The 15,739-nt window shown below is 41.0% G+C and carries 12 protein-coding genes; 5 read left to right on the top strand and 7 right to left on the bottom strand.

What is annotated here, in order from left to right; all coding sequences use genetic code 11:
* The gene (locus K348_RS0107950) at positions 1-1,134 is read left to right on the top strand and encodes an ABC transporter substrate-binding protein (RefSeq protein ID WP_029904435.1); all 1,134 of its coding nucleotides are present in this window, start codon (positions 1-3) and stop codon (positions 1,132-1,134) included.
* A 63-nt stretch (positions 1,135-1,197) separates the two neighbouring features.
* Here K348_RS0107950 and K348_RS0107945 read toward each other — a convergent pair whose 3' ends face one another.
* The 5 genes from K348_RS0107945 to K348_RS0107925 all read right to left on the bottom strand — a co-directional run bounded on the left by K348_RS0107945 (position 1,198) and on the right by K348_RS0107925 (position 7,557).
* The gene (locus tag K348_RS0107945; RefSeq protein ID WP_029904434.1) at positions 1,198-1,836 is read right to left on the bottom strand and encodes a YiiX/YebB-like N1pC/P60 family cysteine hydrolase; all 639 of its coding nucleotides are present in this window, start codon (positions 1,834-1,836) and stop codon (positions 1,198-1,200) included.
* Between the two features lie 10 nt (positions 1,837-1,846).
* Positions 1,847-3,883, bottom strand: a complete 2,037-nt coding sequence (locus tag K348_RS0107940; RefSeq protein WP_029904433.1) for a TonB-dependent receptor — start codon at positions 3,881-3,883, stop codon at positions 1,847-1,849.
* A gap of 135 nt (positions 3,884-4,018) precedes the next feature.
* Positions 4,019-4,609: a hypothetical protein gene (locus tag K348_RS0107935; RefSeq protein WP_156032829.1), complete on the bottom strand. Its 591-nt coding sequence runs from the start codon at positions 4,607-4,609 to the stop codon at positions 4,019-4,021.
* A gap of 98 nt (positions 4,610-4,707) precedes the next feature.
* Positions 4,708-7,137 (bottom strand): TonB-dependent receptor, encoded by a 2,430-nt coding sequence (locus K348_RS0107930; RefSeq protein ID WP_029904431.1) that lies wholly within the window; start codon positions 7,135-7,137, stop codon positions 4,708-4,710.
* Between the two features lie 9 nt (positions 7,138-7,146).
* Positions 7,147-7,557 (bottom strand): Fur family transcriptional regulator, encoded by a 411-nt coding sequence (locus K348_RS0107925; protein WP_029904430.1) that lies wholly within the window; start codon positions 7,555-7,557, stop codon positions 7,147-7,149.
* Positions 7,558-7,809: 252 nt separating this feature from the next.
* Between K348_RS0107925 and mgtE the strand changes: the two genes are divergently transcribed.
* Both mgtE and K348_RS0107915 read left to right on the top strand, forming a co-directional pair.
* Entirely contained in the window at positions 7,810-9,201 is a 1,392-nt protein-coding gene (gene mgtE, locus K348_RS0107920; protein WP_029904429.1) for a magnesium transporter, read from the top strand.
* 133 nt (positions 9,202-9,334) lie between these two features.
* On the top strand, positions 9,335-9,898 hold the full coding sequence (locus K348_RS0107915) for a sugar O-acetyltransferase (protein ID WP_029904428.1): 564 nt from the start codon (positions 9,335-9,337) through the stop codon (positions 9,896-9,898).
* Positions 9,899-9,957: 59 nt separating this feature from the next.
* Here the strand turns inward: K348_RS0107915 and K348_RS0107910 are convergent, their stop codons facing one another.
* The gene (locus K348_RS0107910) at positions 9,958-11,523 is read right to left on the bottom strand and encodes an NAD(P)/FAD-dependent oxidoreductase (RefSeq protein ID WP_029904427.1); all 1,566 of its coding nucleotides are present in this window, start codon (positions 11,521-11,523) and stop codon (positions 9,958-9,960) included.
* Positions 11,524-11,687: 164 nt separating this feature from the next.
* Here K348_RS0107910 and K348_RS0107905 point away from each other — a divergent pair, with 164 nt between their 5' ends.
* Positions 11,688-12,584: a hypothetical protein gene (locus K348_RS0107905; RefSeq protein WP_156032827.1), complete on the top strand. Its 897-nt coding sequence runs from the start codon at positions 11,688-11,690 to the stop codon at positions 12,582-12,584.
* Between the two features lie 73 nt (positions 12,585-12,657).
* Here the strand turns inward: K348_RS0107905 and K348_RS0107900 are convergent, their stop codons facing one another.
* Positions 12,658-13,944 (bottom strand): MFS transporter, encoded by a 1,287-nt coding sequence (locus K348_RS0107900; RefSeq protein ID WP_029904425.1) that lies wholly within the window; start codon positions 13,942-13,944, stop codon positions 12,658-12,660.
* A 580-nt stretch (positions 13,945-14,524) separates the two neighbouring features.
* On the opposite strand from K348_RS0107900, the gene K348_RS0107895 reads away from it, so the two are divergent.
* A complete protein-coding gene (locus K348_RS0107895) occupies positions 14,525-15,715 on the top strand; it encodes an L-serine ammonia-lyase (protein ID WP_081852538.1) in 1,191 nt (396 codons plus the stop codon).
* Positions 15,716-15,739: the final 24 nt, after the last annotated feature.

The raw sequence follows: 15,739 nt of genomic DNA, 5'->3' as shown, positions 1-15,739 counted from the left end.
ATGAAATTCTTCAAAATAACACTACTTACTTCATTTATCCTAGTCCTCGCAGGCTGCAACAAACCGAAGCCTGCCGGACAGGATAATCTGCAGGCCGAAACAGAGTATAAAGTACATTATGCCAAAGGCTTTCAGGTGAAGAAGTACGACGAGTATACTAGTATATCGGTGCGCGACCCGTGGGATTCGACCCGCATGTTGCAGACCTATGTCCTTGTAGACAGGAATAAGGAATTACCTGCAAACTTACCGCAGGGCACGCTGGTACGTACACCGCTCCAAGTAGTGGCAACTTATTCCACAATCCACTGCTCGTCACTCAACGAACTGGATGCAGTGAATATAATAAAAGGTGTCTGCGAACCACAGTATATAAAACTGGCAAATATTCAGGACGGAATTAAAAGCGGAGCAATCGTCGATCTGGGCATGGCAAGCAAACCGGATACGGAGAAACTGATTATGCTCAGCCCCGATGCTATTTTCGCCACCCCGATACAAGGCTGGACATATGGCAGTATAGAAAAAACGGGCATTCCAATTCTCGAGACAACCGATTATACCGAATCGCATCCGCTGGGACGTGCCGAATGGATACGCTACTATTCACTCTTTATAGGTAAGGAAAAGTTGGCAGATTCCCTATTTGCTATCACTGAAAAGAATTACAATGAGGTGAAGGATGCCGTCGCCAAAACATCCACCCGCCCATCCGTACTGACCGACCTGCGCTATCAGGGTAAATGGAATATGCCGGGAGGAAAAAGCTTTATGGCAAATATGCTTGCTGATTCAGGGGCATCATATCCGTGGTCGGATGAGATAGAGGGCACCTATGCCCCATTGTCATTCGAGTCGGTACTGGATAAGGCCGGAGATGCAGATTTCTGGATTATAAAGTACAATTGGCCGCAGGATATGACTTATAAATCACTGGAAAAAGAATATAAGCCATATTCATATTTTAAGGCATTTAAAGAAAAGAATATTTACGGATGTAATACGGCTAATTCGAGTTATTATGAAGATTTGCCTATCCATCCGGATTATATTCTGAAAGATATGGCGTATGTGTTTCATCCCGAACTCTTCCCGGATTATACGCCGAAATATTACAAGAAAATCGGAGAGTAAATGTATATAGGTTTGTAAAAAGGCTTTGGATGAATGTTTCACCAAAGCCTTTTTCATTTTGCATTAATAATAATGAACAATATCGATCACATCCGACCTCGACATGGCTCCGGGATTAATACCTGGCTCATCCTCGGGGACAGGCAGATCGTATCTCCGGAAATATGCTTTCCAGCCCTCGGTTACTTCTCCCGTATCCGGCGATTTAAAAGTCATCACATTCAAAGGAAACACGGGAACACCGCCATTGGCTTTCAGCAATATCTCATAAATGAGTTCAGAACAGTAATATTTATCATTACCTAATATAAACCCGTCGTCATAATCTTTACCAAGCAACAAAAGACCTTCCTTTAGCGCATCGGGGATACAACTTCTATACTGCTCCTTTAAACGTCCTACTACCGATATCGGATAGATATCTTTGTCATTAGGATATAGATACTCATTCAAAGGAGTTAATGCAACTTTCGGCCGCGTGGCTTCTAAAACATAGACACTGTCCTTATTGTCTATATAAACAATACCGACATGCGTAAACCGGTAATCACCGATACTTGCCGTGACTGCCTTTATTGTATTGTCAGTATTTCCGGCACAATCTTCCTGAAAAATCAAATCCCCGTTTTGAAGTTTGAAATCCTGGGCATATAGAATCATCCCCGACAAGAGGAGAATAATTAATAATAAAATCTTCTTCATATCAGACGAATTAAAGGAAAGTATAACTTATGCCTCCGGTGAGCCAGAATCCAGGTTGAGCTATATTGCCCATATCGTTATGCCTTGTATTGTAGAGGTTATTTAGCTTCACGTATAATAATAAATTTTCGTGATTATAGTTCAGTTTTACATCCAGTGTCGAGAATGCCTTATACGGTTCCAATCTCTTTGTGTTCACAGCATTTTCGTAAACAGTATATCCTCCCATACGCTTCTGATAACGCAGATACCATCCTGCCGAAAATCCTTTGTATATATGATGATTGAATGTTGTTGTGAACTTGTCGCGAAGATAATTCAGCCTGAATTCAGAAATTTCCCCTTTCGTATCACAATCCTGATGCAAACGGGTATAATCCAGTGAAAAAGACGAGTTCTCACCCAGTATAGGTAGTATATCCACCAGCCTGAAACGCACACCCATTTCCAAGCCTTGTGTATTTACGGCTGTGTGGTTCCATGATGCACTGATTGGCTTCCCGTCTGCTCCTTCTTTCTTTACCCAGTCGATTATATTCCGTCCCCACATCAGATAGCTAGTCAGATAGGCACTGATAAGTGAATTCTTGTATTTGAATCCTAAGTCTACGGATTGAGAACGTTCGGGTTTCAGATTTTCATTACCTTCATGTGTTTCTGTTGTATAATATAATTCCGTAAATGAGGGCATACGGGTCGAGTTTCCCCAAGTAGTATATATATTGATCTGGTCTGTTGGTCTGTATGCCACGCTGGCAGAAGGATAGAATTTATATTTTCCTTTCTCCATCGTATTGTGATTCATTAATACACCTGCCGAGATTACAAAGCGATCTATTCTTGCAGTGTGTTCCAAAGTAACGCTGGAACTCAAGCGATCGTCATATTTCGTATATCTTCGGTGTGGTTCTACCATTTCCTTACCCAACTTAGAACTCATTATATCTTCACGCCTGAGTTCTCCGCCTAAACTTGTACTTCCCAGTTTTGACGTATATTGCATAATAAGGTTTGTTCCATAGGTATCTCCCCTGTGGTAATTTTTCCCTTCTTCTGAGCCTCTCCGAAGCTCGAAGGTATCATAGTGTCTGAACCAATAAAGGATAGGTATAAATTTAAGTTTCGAGCCAAATTCTCCTTTCAGCGAACTTATGTAGCGGGACGTATGATCATATTGATTGGGGAATGCTGCTGTATAAAAACTATTGGCACCATATTTTTTATCATTATAACCCAGATTCAAATCGAGCTGTGAATTTTCCTTGAACTGAAACCGCGATTGCATTAATATGTTATACATATTGTAATCGGTATTGTCGGTATAGCCATCCGAGGAACTATATCCTGCCGAAAGACTGGTCGTCGTAATACCTTGTTTGGTTGCCCCGCGTACTTCCATGCCGCGAAGGTTATGCATTCCGCCTTCGATACGCGCATATCCTTTAGCGTCTACATTTTTTTTGGTAATGATATTGACCCCTCCGGCAAATGCACTTGTTCCATATATCAATGCAGATGGCCCGTGAATGATTTCGATACGTTCGATGTCTGAAAGGTTGATGGGAATGTCGAGGCTGTAGAGTCCTGTGTGGGAATTGGATAGGTTAACGCCGTTGAGTAATATTGCTGTCTGGTCTTTTGATCCTCCGCGAATCGAGATGTCTGCCTGTACGCCGTGTCCGGCCCGTTGCACTACATCTATGTTGGCTGCATAGATGAGAAGGTCTTGGATACTCTGGACGGGAGCCTGCTGAATCTGCTCTTTAGATAATACTGTAACTTGTTTTGCAGTTTGATTGATTGGTGTTTCAATACGCGAAGCTGTCACCATCACTTCATCCAGTTCCTTTTCCAATACTTTCTGCTGTTGTTCTCCGTCGGCGGATGTCTGGGCCGCAACTGTCGATACAGTGAGAAACGAAATGGCGCAACCTCTTACCACTCCGATGTTTACAATTCGGTGCATACTGTTAAATGCACTGTAAGCCTTCCGTACAAATCGTTTGAAACGGTAGGCTCCTCTTTCTTCAAAATGTCTTTGATTCATTTTTTTAGAATTTGTTAATAAAATAAAAGTGTCGGCGCAAAAGTACGGATTCTAAAATGAAGTATACTAACGTTAAGAAATAAAAAAGCATGAATCCGTATAAGAATCATGCTCTCATTTATTTATTTTTCAAATTTATTCTGTTCCTACGCGTATGTCATACAGGGCTTTTCTGCTAAGCAAAACAACTTTATGATTCGTTATTGAATCGGCATTTCCGGCTTTATCGATAACAGCTACTTTTGCATTATAAGTATCATGTACTAAGACCAATGTATCGCGCTCGCCTGTCTTATAAACTCTGTTGATAGTATCGGGGATTTGTCCGAGCCTGTTGCGGTGTACGGTGATATCTGTCTGGTTGAATATTCTCTGTCCCAGTTTTATAAATGGCATAATCGAATCCCTGTCTTCGCGTCCTCTTTTATCTTTATACAGCGGATACAATTCCACTTTATAGGAAGACAAGCCATGGTTATCAGTAAATCGTGCCGATATATACATCCATTTTGTAGAAATTAATGTATCCAGCCGTTGCGGGTTAGTATTTAAGCTGTCATTAATTCTCACTACCAATTGTCCGTACCTTAACGTATCGTTTATATTCACACGGACATCCGATATAGTAGGGAATTCGCTTTCATCGTTCTCATCTTTAGCACAGGATGAAAAATAAAAGACAGGCAGAAGAACAAAGAATAATACCGACAGACAAAATTTTCTCATTGGACTTTTCATAAAATTACCGACTACGAAAATAGTACAAAGTTACGAGTTATAAGTTATGAGTCATCAGTTTTTTGGCTATAGATACTTATTTCTAATCAGCCTCCAAACGGAATACTTATAAACAGTTGAATGTTCGTGCCCGGTTCAGGGATATTCAAACGGCGATAAAGACTCATGTGATTCAGATAACGAGTATTGAATATATTCTGTACCTGTAGATTCATATTTACTGCAAATCTTCTGTTGAAGCGGTAGTCGAAACCCGTACCCAAATGAAATAAGTTCGTTCCGTCAGTCTTCTCTTCGTCATATCCTACCCTACTTTGTTTTGCATACAATTGATGTGATATTGAAAACTGATAATAAGTCAATCCTTTCTTTTTACCGGTATTCTTCAGATATTTTGCTTCGTTTGTCATCATAAATGGCGGGGTGTATGGCAGCGGTTTATCATCGTCCAGATTCTCGTTTATTACAAGGCTTCCCATAGATGATAATTGAAAATTATTGAGAAATAACCATGATATATTATATTCCGCTCCTCCGAATATTGCTTTCGCCTGCGAATATCGATATGGCTTTTCATGATATAGGTCGACTGCAATCTCCTTTACAGGTTCCAGATATATGAAGTTTGAATAATAACTTAGAAAAGGGGTAAATTCCGCGGAAAAACCGTTCTTATTTTTATAGTTAATACCTAAATCAAGTGTATAACCGTTCTCTGCTTTCAAATCGGGATTACCTATTTCGTAACGGAAAGCAGCATGATGTACACCGTTCGACGCCAATTCATTAGCTGACGGGAAACGAAATGTTTTTCCGATATTCAATTTATACATCAGATTCCTGTTTGCATCCGGTCTATACTCAAATCCTGCACTAGCCGACCCGTTACCGAAATTACGGTCTACATCATACGAGCGTTGTGCATACTGACCGATCACAGCAGCATCGTGTCCTTCTTCTTCGAGATGTGCAGCCAATGTTTTATCATAAAAACCTGTAATATCCATATGTCCGATATCATATCTTACTCCGGCGGTGAAGATCCATTCCGTAGAGGGTTTGAATGTATTCACAAATGAAAGGCCACCTGAAATATTGCTATATTCAGGTAAGAAATATTCAAAGCCACCTACTTTGTTTTGCTGATATTGTACATTTGCACCGATCGCCTTTGTCCATGTTTTATTCTCGTCAAGGAAAAGTCGCGCATTCATAGAATAAGTTTTCAGTTTGAAATCAACGGCAATATCATCATCCATCTGAGGAGCCGCCTGTCCTTCGTAATGTTCATGGAAATGCTCGTATTCGCGACGATGATTGTATTGAAATCCTGTGTTGATTAATAAGCGGAAAGCAGAAGTTGTCCACTCGGTATTATTAGTTACTGCAAAATGATTGGCAGTGGCATACGGCAGGCTGATATTCCGATGCGAAGCGTCGGTAACTTCGTGATCATGGTCGTGATGATGATCGTCTTTATGGTCATGGTCGTGGTCTTCCTCTCCGTGATCGTGTCCCGAATGGTCTTCCGGAGTATGGAACAGCCCTGATTTCTGGTAGCCGTTGCTTACATTCAGATAAGTGGTGACATTCTTTTCCCTGAAGCCCAAGGTTCCTGATATCGAGTAGTCTTTCCCTGCCGAATTGGGAAAACGCTTGTCTGGAAATTCTATTGTATGCGATTCGTACATTGCATCTTTTGCAGGGAGCCTGTAATCAGCATAATCTTTATATTCATATGAACCTTGCAGGAACCATTTGTCTTTTTGCCACCCGGCTGAGATACCTGCTCCGTACAAATTATTATTAGATGCTCCCCATAACTGAGCTTTACCACCGAAAAAATCTTTATTTTTAAATCCGGCAGGCTGGATATCGATAACGGTAATCGTGCCCGACCCCAGTAATAAAGCATTCGGCCCTTTATATACGGTTGTATGTGATACGTCCAGCTGGCTTATTTCAATACCATGATCGGCACCCCATTGCTGGTTTTGCTGTTCCACTCCCCTGTTTATAACCGAAACCCTGTTGGTACTGAAACCTCTTATGACAGGTTTGGATATGCCTGCACCGATGTTCATTGTCGTTATTCCAGGAGTGAGAGCTAGTTGCTTGTTGAATGAGAGAGCCGGTTTATCATATTCTATCGGTCTTGACTGTGTAGTTCCTTTTAAAGTTGCAGAAACTTCTACTTCACCCAGCACCATTGTTTTTGGTCTTAGGCTTATATTAAGAACTGTATCTTTAAGTAATCTTATAGCTATCGTATCCGATTCATAACCAATATAGTTTGTTATAAGAATAAAGTCTTTACCATTCATGTGGCAAAAATTAAAATTTCCTGAGTCGTCTGTAAGCGTACCTATATTTGTACCCTTTACAGATACGGCTACTCCTTCGACAGGAGCATTTGTACCACTGTCTGTTACTCTGCCCGATATCGCACATGTCGATTGCCCCAATACATGAAGACTTATAATTGAAAAGAAGAGTAACGGTAATATCTTTTTCATAAAAGCAATTCAGACATTCTTAGTTATACATTCAGGACATGTACCTTCGAGCAATACCTCTACAGAATCGACCGAAAAACCGGCAGGTAAAGAAACAGGCATTTGCATCTGCGTTTCGAGACAGGTTACCGAATCACATTTTTTACAATGGAAATGGGCATGATCCGCTACAGGCACAGCTTCTTTATTGATAGCATACTTTACTGTAGAATCATGCAAGACAATACGATGTATTATATTATTCTCTTCCAGTGTCTTTAGTGAACGGTAGAAGGTAACCCTGTCGAAGAGGTCGGGCAAAGTTTTCTTGATCTCGTTTTCCGACAATGCGCTTTCGTTTGTAAGTAATTCGTTGATTATAAACTTACGGCAACCCGTATTTTTCAGATTGTGGTGCTTCAATATCTGTTCGGCATTCATATATTATCAATCGCAAATGAAACAATGTTGCAAATATAACAATGTTTCTTTGAAAAAGTTTATATTGAAAAAAATTCCTGAATAAATATTATTTCGAGAATAAAGGATTACCTTTGCACCGCATTTCCGGGTTTAATCATGACGTTGTGTAAACATCACTAATCTACAGCCTGTTAATGCTAATTCATCCCAAAAACAGTATCTGAGACTAAACTGTTTTTGTATTAGTTCACAATATAATTCATAAGCCGGATGAAGGAGAATATCGAACAACTAACCGAACAGACAAAACTTCTGGTTGAAGCCGGAGATGTGGCTATGCTGCGCGTATATCTCGACGATCTGAACATCTCGGATGTAGAAGACCTGATCGACGAATTACCGGAGTATGCTCCCTTATTTATCGATACATTAAGCCTTAAGAGAGCGATAAATGTATTCAGGATACTGGATGTACCGACACAAGAACGTATAATAAATAAACTTTCGGGCACGAAGTTGTCCGCTATCATAAACGGGTTGCCGCCCGATGACCGCACATCCCTGTTCGGTGAACTCCGCGATCAGGATTTGCAGCACCGCCTGATTTCTCTTTTAACACCCGAAGACCGTAAAGAAGTTTTTACCCTTCTTTCCTACCCCGAAGATAGCATCGGACGGCTGATGACACCGGATTTTCTTGCTATCTCAAAAGATTATACTGTTGATGAAGCTTTGCTTTATATACGTGAGAATGGTAAAAATACGGAAACAATCGATGTAATATATATTCTGGATGAAGAAGGTATACTGATAGACGACCTGCGTATAAAAGAATTACTGATAAGCCAGCCGCAGGTTCCTATCTCCGAATTGATGGACGGACGGCTGATTTATCTTAATGCCCTCGACCCTGTAGAGGAAGGTATCAAAATATTCAAAATGAATAACAGAGTCGCATTGCCCGTAATCGATTCGCAAGGGGCTTTACTCGGAATTGTTACCATAGACGATATTCTGTGGGCAGCCAATGAAGAATATTCGGAAGATATGCAGCGTATGGGGGGTACTTCCGCCCTCGACGAACCTTATCTGGATTTACCCGTATACAAATTGATATGGAAACGGGCCGGATGGCTGATTATTTTATTTATCGGCGAACTGCTTACAGCTTCTGTAATGCAATATTACGAAGAGCAGTTGGCACAGGTTATTGTACTTGCCCTGTTTCTTCCACTTATGATTTCGAGTGGTGGTAATAGCGGGTCTCAGGCTTCTACACTTGTCATACAGGCTATGGCTACCGGAGAAGTAAAATTAAAGAATTGGTGGCAGGTATTCCGCAGAGAGATAATTTCAGGACTTAGCCTCGGTATCATACTTGGAACAATCGGATTTTTCAGAATTTATATATGGCATCTGATATTTCCCGATTTATACGGCGAACATTGGATAATGGTAGGATCGACTGTTTCGCTGGCTCTGATAGGCATTGTACTATGGGGTTCGCTGATAGGCTCTATGTTGCCATTTATTCTCAGGCGCTTGGGTGCCGATCCGGCAACATCTTCCGCGCCTTTTGTGGCTACTATAGTGGATGTTACAGGACTTATGATATACCTGACAATAGCGAGCTGGATTTTCGGACCGTTAATGCATGGGTGATAAAAGTTAAAACTGACTTGTAAATGTAAAAAAAGGATTAATTTTTAAACAAGGACAGTAACAATATTGTTGATAATATACAGCCTGATATATCAACGAGTGTTCTCTCGGGAACACCCACAAATATAAACTAATGAAGAGTAATAAAGGAAAAATTCAGGAAGGAGAAGCCGGAGACTTTTCCGACGATGAATTAAGTAGTCAAAAACAGCGTACTAAAGAAATAATACGTGAGTATAATAGCCTGTACGCATCGGAACAAAAAGAAAAAGAACGTATTATTAAAGACCTTTTCGGAAGTATTGGAGTAAATTTCAAACTCGAACAACCTTTCTCATGCAATTACGGAAATAATATAATCATCGGAAACAACTTTTATGCAAATACAGGTTGTAAATTCTTCGATGAGGCAAGAATCGATATTGGAGACAATGTATTATTGGGGCCTGATGTAGGGATATATACAGCAATAAATCCCGTAAAAGAAGAATCTGTCAGACCAGCATTACCTGTCGTTATCGGCAATGATGTATGGATTGGCGGAGGAGTAATCATACTGCCCGGTGTAATTATAGGCGATAATGCCTTGATTATTCCGGGTAGTATCGTTACAAGAAATATTCCTGACAATGCGATTGCCGGAGGCAATCCTGCAAAAGTGATAAAATATATAGATACGACTGTCGAAGTCGATTGATATATTTCCTTCTGCTTTATTATTTTATTGTAAGCCTACATGAAATAGGCTTACAGTATTTATTTTGGCTGTTTTATTTTTGCAGCCAAGGCTTCTGCACAGCGTTCTCCGTCCATGGCAGCAGACACAATCCCGCCAGCATATCCGGCACCTTCTCCGCATGGATATAATCCTTCAACCTGTACATGCTGCATTGTTTCTCTGTCGCGTAAAATGCGTACGGGTGAAGAAGTGCGGCTTTCGACACCTAATACTATTGCTTCGTTAGTGAGGTATCCTTTATAACTATTCCCTACTTTCCTGAATGCTTCCTGCAAACGTGTAGATACAAATTGGGGCATCCACTCATGCATAGGTGATGAAACCACTCCGGGAACATATGAAGTATCCGGCAATGAGATGCTTTTCCGCCCGTTGACAAAATCATATAGCCGTTGAGCCGGAGCAACCTGTGTTTTACCGCCATGTATCCACGCCAGTTCTTCTAGGTCTTCCACAAATTTCAGCAAAGATAACTCGTCATATTTGGCATATTCCGGAAAATCTTCGGGATGAATTTCTACCACTACTCCCGAATTAGACCAACGCGAACCTCGGTTCGAGGGCGACATACCGTTTACAACAACCTGCTTCGGCCCGCTGGCAGAAGGCACAATTGTTCCACCCGGACACATACAGAATGAATATACACCGCGTCCACCTGCCTGTACTACAAAGCTGTACTCGGCGGCAGGAAGATATTTGCCCCGCCCTTCCTGATTATGATACTGTATCTGGTCTATCAAGTGCGATGAATGTTCTACACGGAAACCTACGGCAAGCCCTTTAGCCTCTATTTTAATCTTCTGTTCGTAGAGCATATAATACACATCACGGGCAGAATGTCCGGTAGCAAGAATAACAGGCCCCATGAATGCTTTGCCCGTATTGGTTTCTATGCCCTTTACCGTTCCTTGTTCTAATATTAGTTTATCCATGCGCGTTTCGAAGTGTACTTCGCCACCCGACAGGATAATCTGTACCCTCATTTTTTCGATTATCCCCGGAAGCTTGTCCGTACCTATATGCGGATGAGCGTCGACAAGTATTGACGGATCGGCTCCATGTTGGCAAAATACATTCAGTATCTTTTCCACATTGCCACGCTTTTTGCTGCGGGTATATAACTTTCCGTCGGAATAGGCTCCTGCCCCACCCTCTCCGAAACAATAATTTGATTCGGGGTTTACTACATGTTCGCGATTCATCAATGCCGTATCGCGCTTGCGGTCGCGTACATTCTTTCCTCTTTCAATCACAATAGGACGAATGCCCAGTTCTATTAGTCTTAATGCAGCAAACAGTCCGGCAGGACCGGCTCCTACCACAACTGCCTGCGGACAATCTTTTACATCGGGATAATATGTATTGATGAAAACCGGGTCGTTTTGTACTTCATCGATATATCCCCTCACCCGCAGATTGACAAAAATATTCCGTTGCCGGGCATCTATCGATCGGCGGAGAATACGTACCGAATTAATATCATTGAGGGGAATTCCCGTTTGGGAAGAAAATATGAGCCTGACTTTTTCAATATTCGACGCCTGCTCTGGCGTAATGCGTAAGTCAATATCTTTTTGCATGGAATGTAATAAATTTGAACAGCAAAGGTAAGTACATTTAGCTGAACTATGATTCTCATCTCACAAAATAACCATATTATATTCCTTGCACAATCCGGTTAAATAGCTTAACATTGTACTTTCTTAAACAAACACAAAACTATTAACTATTAACACACTCTTTTATGAAGAAGCTCAACACTTTGTCCATGCTATTAATCATGGCTCTTACATTTTTTTCATCCTGCTCTAACGATGATGAAACGGATACCCGTTCAGATGAAAAGAAAATACTGGAGTTTTCCATTAACGGAAAAGCGGCAATAATTACAGAAAATATAAAGACAATCAATATCTCATTACCTTTTGACACCGATGCTACCAAACTTTCCCCGACTATAATAGTATCGGATAAAGCCAGGATAAATCCGGCATCGGGAACTGTAACAGATTTCAGCAACGGGAAAGTTTATTATACAGTAACTGCCGAAAATGGAACTCAGGAGATGTATGCAGTATTCGTTACTATAGAGGAAGAACCCGGTGTAAAATACAAAATCGGAGACTTCTATCCTGACCCTGATGATGCCGTTTCGGCTACCGGAGTAGTATTCTGGATTAAAGACAATAAAGTACCCGGTGTGCATGGCATGGCAATATCAATAGACGAAGCAAAAAGGCTGGCATGGTCTGTTCATAAGGTAGATACCGACTGTACATCAAACGACGGAAAAGTAAATACAGACCGGATAAAAGCCAACTATAATCTTGATGATTATCCTGCTTTCAAGTGGTGCATAGCAAAAGGGCCTGAATGGTATCTGCCGTCCAGCGAGGAATTGAATAGACTAAGAAAATACAGGGATAATATAAATACAAGCCTCAATAAAATACCCGGTAGTACACCAATCAGTCCTTTAAAAGTATGGTACTGGACGTCTTCCCAATTCTCAGCAGAAATTGCGACAGGAATCTGCTTCGATACTACCGACGGCCTTAGTGGTACATATGCATCAAAGAGTCTGACATATGATAATCTCAATAAATCAGAATCCGCTGTTCGCGCAGTTATCGCCTTTTAAGGAAAGATATTATATAAATAAAACAGGCGGTAAACATAATGTTTACCGCCTGTTCTATATTATACTATATTGATTATTCCACAGGGATATCTTTATTTACATTCTTACTACCAATCAAAGCATAAGATAACAGATAAACAAGTCCGGCGATTACAACCCAGTAGCTGGAGATGAATCCGAACGAGTCTGCAACCGATCCTTGGATAAGAGGCAGGATACCACCACCGCAAACAAGCACCATAAAGATACCCGACGCAGCTTCTGTATACTTACCTAAGCCTTCTACTGCAAGGTTGAAGATACCACCCCACATGATAGAAGTACACAGACCGCAAAGAATAAGGAACATGACACCGATAGGCACTGAAGCCATACCGAATGATATATCAGCTTGGAATACAGGCATACTTACTGTAGTTGTCACAGGCATCATAATAGCCAGTAAAACGAAAACCAAACCGAGAAGAGATGCGAATGAAAGCATCATCTTACTGGATACTTTAGCACCGATAGATGCACCTACAAGACGTCCGATAAGCATCAGGAACCAATATGTACCTACTACCGTGCCGGCAATAGTAGTATCGATACCCAGACCGCCTTTGTCTACTCCTTCTGTCATGAAAAGGTTTGTGATGTTAGGGATACCTACTTCAACACCTACATATACAAAGATTGCCACGGCACCTAATATAAAGTGACGGAAAGAAAGAGGACTGTGTTTCGGTTTTTCTACAGTAGCTGCAGCCTTAGCCAAACGAGGCTCAGGAATATTTACAAAGAACAGAACGATGAATGCCAGTACAAAGATACCCATTGCAATAAACAATGCAGGGTTCGCATCTTTTATAGTTGCCTGAGCAGCATTACCGATCAGGTAACCTACCAATACTGGAACGATAGTTGCCATCAACGAGTTGAAAGAACCACCTACCTGAATCAACTGGTTTCCTTTGTTACCACCGCCACCGAGCGTATTCAGCATCGGGTTAACCACTGTATTCAACATACACATGGAGAAACCGGCTACGAATGCACCGATAAGGTAGACTACAAAACTCTCAGCCTGTCCCGAAAGATACTGGATACCTACACCGATAAATCCTACAGCGATAGCGGCCAGTGCAGTCTTCTTATAACCAATACGTTGAAGCAACAAACCTGCCGGAAGCCCCATAAAGGCATAGGCTATAAAGTTCGCAGCGTTACCAAGCTGCGACATAAAGTTCGATGCCTCGAACTGGCTTTTTACAATAACCCCCATTGGGTTTTGTAAGCCCGTTACGAATGAAATCATCCCGAAGAGGGCGATCATCATTATAATAGGCAATACATAATTCTTCTTCTCTGTACTACTCATGATAAATTTACTTAGATGTTTTATATTATTAAAGTTCTCTCTATTCCTTTCATAGCCTAAATTATTCAGGGAGTAATTAAATCTTATAAATAACTCAATTACCCCCTGACTTATTTAAGATACATCAGGTTTTTAATGTATCCGATTTCATGGTTTTAAAAGGCTAAGTGAAGATTGTTTACTCAAAAACGTTGTAAAAATACTTATACATTTTGAGCTTACGACACCAAAAAACGTGTTGTATAACATAAAAAATCGTATTGAGATATCATATCTTTTTACATCCGGCCATATTCTTTTTTTATTAGAACGAAATTGACTACTTTTAGCACCTTAAAGCAATAAAAAATAATAGTCTGTATATTAACAGATTAATATATTTTATCCATCGCATAATCATATATAAATATAATTAAATAGAGAATTATATGCAGATTGATATTATAATAATGGTTTCTTACAACTTCTGTCTTTTCTGAAAATTCGTTTAACAATATTTAATAAGGTTATCTTTATACTGGATAATTATTTCCGGCAAACGAATGCCATTATAGACTATCACATAGAAAAATGTAAATAAATGGAATCTATTCGCAATTTGTACAAAATAGGTCACGGGCCTTCCAGCAGCCATACTATGGCGCCTCAAAAAGCAGCACTACGGTTTAAAGAAGAAAACGGATATGCCGATTCGTTCAGGGTTACCTTATACGGCAGTCTGGCGGCAACAGGTAAGGGGCACATGACAGATGTAGCTATTGTAAACACGTTACAACCCTATCAAACAGAAATAGTATGGAAACCCGAGATAGTTCTGCCCTATCATACCAACGGAATGAAGTTCGAAGCAGTGGTAAAAGGCCAATCTGTAAAAGAGTGGATCATATATAGCATAGGAGGAGGCGATCTATCGGACGGTACTTCCGAAACAAAAAAAGAATCCTTATATGATAAGAGCACTATGAAGAACATTCTGGAATGGTGCCAGCAAACAGGCAAAACATTCTGGGAATATGTCGAAGATACCGAAGGCAAGGAAATCTACGACTATCTGCTCACTGTTTGGAGAACAATGGAAAGCGCTATTCATCGTGGAATGGATGCAGAAGGTTTATTACCCGGAGGTTTAGGCCTGCAACGCAAAGCGTCTATGTATAGTATCAAGGCAAAGGGCTATCAGGGATCGATGAGAAGCCGGGCACTGATATATTCCTATGCGCTGGCCGTATCGGAGGAGAATGCCAGTGGGAATATTATTGTTACCGCTCCCACTTGTGGTTCGTGCGGAATACTTCCTTCAGTATTATATCATCTGAAAATGAATCATGACTTCAGTGAGCAAAAAATTATAAGAGCTTTAGCGACGGCCGGATTGATAGGCAACATAGTAAAGACCAACGCATCGGTATCAGGTGCGGAAGTCGGTTGCCAAGGTGAAGTCGGGGTAGCCTGCGCAATGGCTGCAGGTGCCGCTTGCCAGTTATTTGGCGGTTCTCCTCAGCAAATTGAATATGCTGCTGAAATGGGACTCGAGCACCACCTCGGACTGACTTGTGATCCGATATGCGGTCTGGTTCAGGTTCCATGCATCGAGCGAAATGCTTTTGCTGCAGCGCGTGCCCTCGATTCATGCTCTTTCGCAATGTTGTCGGACGGAAAGCATCTTATCAACTTCGATAAAGTGGTACGTACCATGCAGCAGACAGGTCATGACTTACCTAGCCTCTACAAAGAGACATCTACCGGAGGCTTAGCTGTGAATCTTGATTAAAAGATAAACAATAAAGAAGACGGC

This window comes from Prevotella sp. 10(H) (genome assembly GCF_000711235.1).
Taxonomy (GTDB): domain Bacteria; phylum Bacteroidota; class Bacteroidia; order Bacteroidales; family Dysgonomonadaceae; genus Dysgonomonas.
Note: the sequence above shows the minus strand (reverse complement) of the source record. Positions and strands in the feature narration are given on the sequence as shown.

Excerpts from the sequence above, each read along its gene's own strand:
- K348_RS0107950 (WP_029904435.1), top strand. The coding sequence starts at position 1 with ATGAAATTCTTCAAAATAACACTACTTACTTCATTTATCCTAGTCCTC.
- K348_RS0107945 (WP_029904434.1), bottom strand. The coding sequence starts at position 1,836 with ATGAAGAAGATTTTATTATTAATTATTCTCCTCTTGTCGGGGATGATT.
- K348_RS0107940 (WP_029904433.1), bottom strand. The coding sequence starts at position 3,883 with ATGAATCAAAGACATTTTGAAGAAAGAGGAGCCTACCGTTTCAAACGA.
- K348_RS0107935 (WP_156032829.1), bottom strand. The coding sequence starts at position 4,609 with ATGAGAAAATTTTGTCTGTCGGTATTATTCTTTGTTCTTCTGCCTGTC.
- K348_RS0107930 (WP_029904431.1), bottom strand. The coding sequence starts at position 7,137 with ATGAAAAAGATATTACCGTTACTCTTCTTTTCAATTATAAGTCTTCAT.
- K348_RS0107925 (WP_029904430.1), bottom strand. The coding sequence starts at position 7,557 with ATGAATGCCGAACAGATATTGAAGCACCACAATCTGAAAAATACGGGT.
- mgtE (WP_029904429.1), top strand. The coding sequence starts at position 7,810 with ATGAAGGAGAATATCGAACAACTAACCGAACAGACAAAACTTCTGGTT.
- K348_RS0107915 (WP_029904428.1), top strand. The coding sequence starts at position 9,335 with ATGAAGAGTAATAAAGGAAAAATTCAGGAAGGAGAAGCCGGAGACTTT.
- K348_RS0107910 (WP_029904427.1), bottom strand. The coding sequence starts at position 11,523 with ATGCAAAAAGATATTGACTTACGCATTACGCCAGAGCAGGCGTCGAAT.
- K348_RS0107905 (WP_156032827.1), top strand. The coding sequence starts at position 11,688 with ATGAAGAAGCTCAACACTTTGTCCATGCTATTAATCATGGCTCTTACA.
- K348_RS0107900 (WP_029904425.1), bottom strand. The coding sequence starts at position 13,944 with ATGAGTAGTACAGAGAAGAAGAATTATGTATTGCCTATTATAATGATG.
- K348_RS0107895 (WP_081852538.1), top strand. The coding sequence starts at position 14,525 with ATGGAATCTATTCGCAATTTGTACAAAATAGGTCACGGGCCTTCCAGC.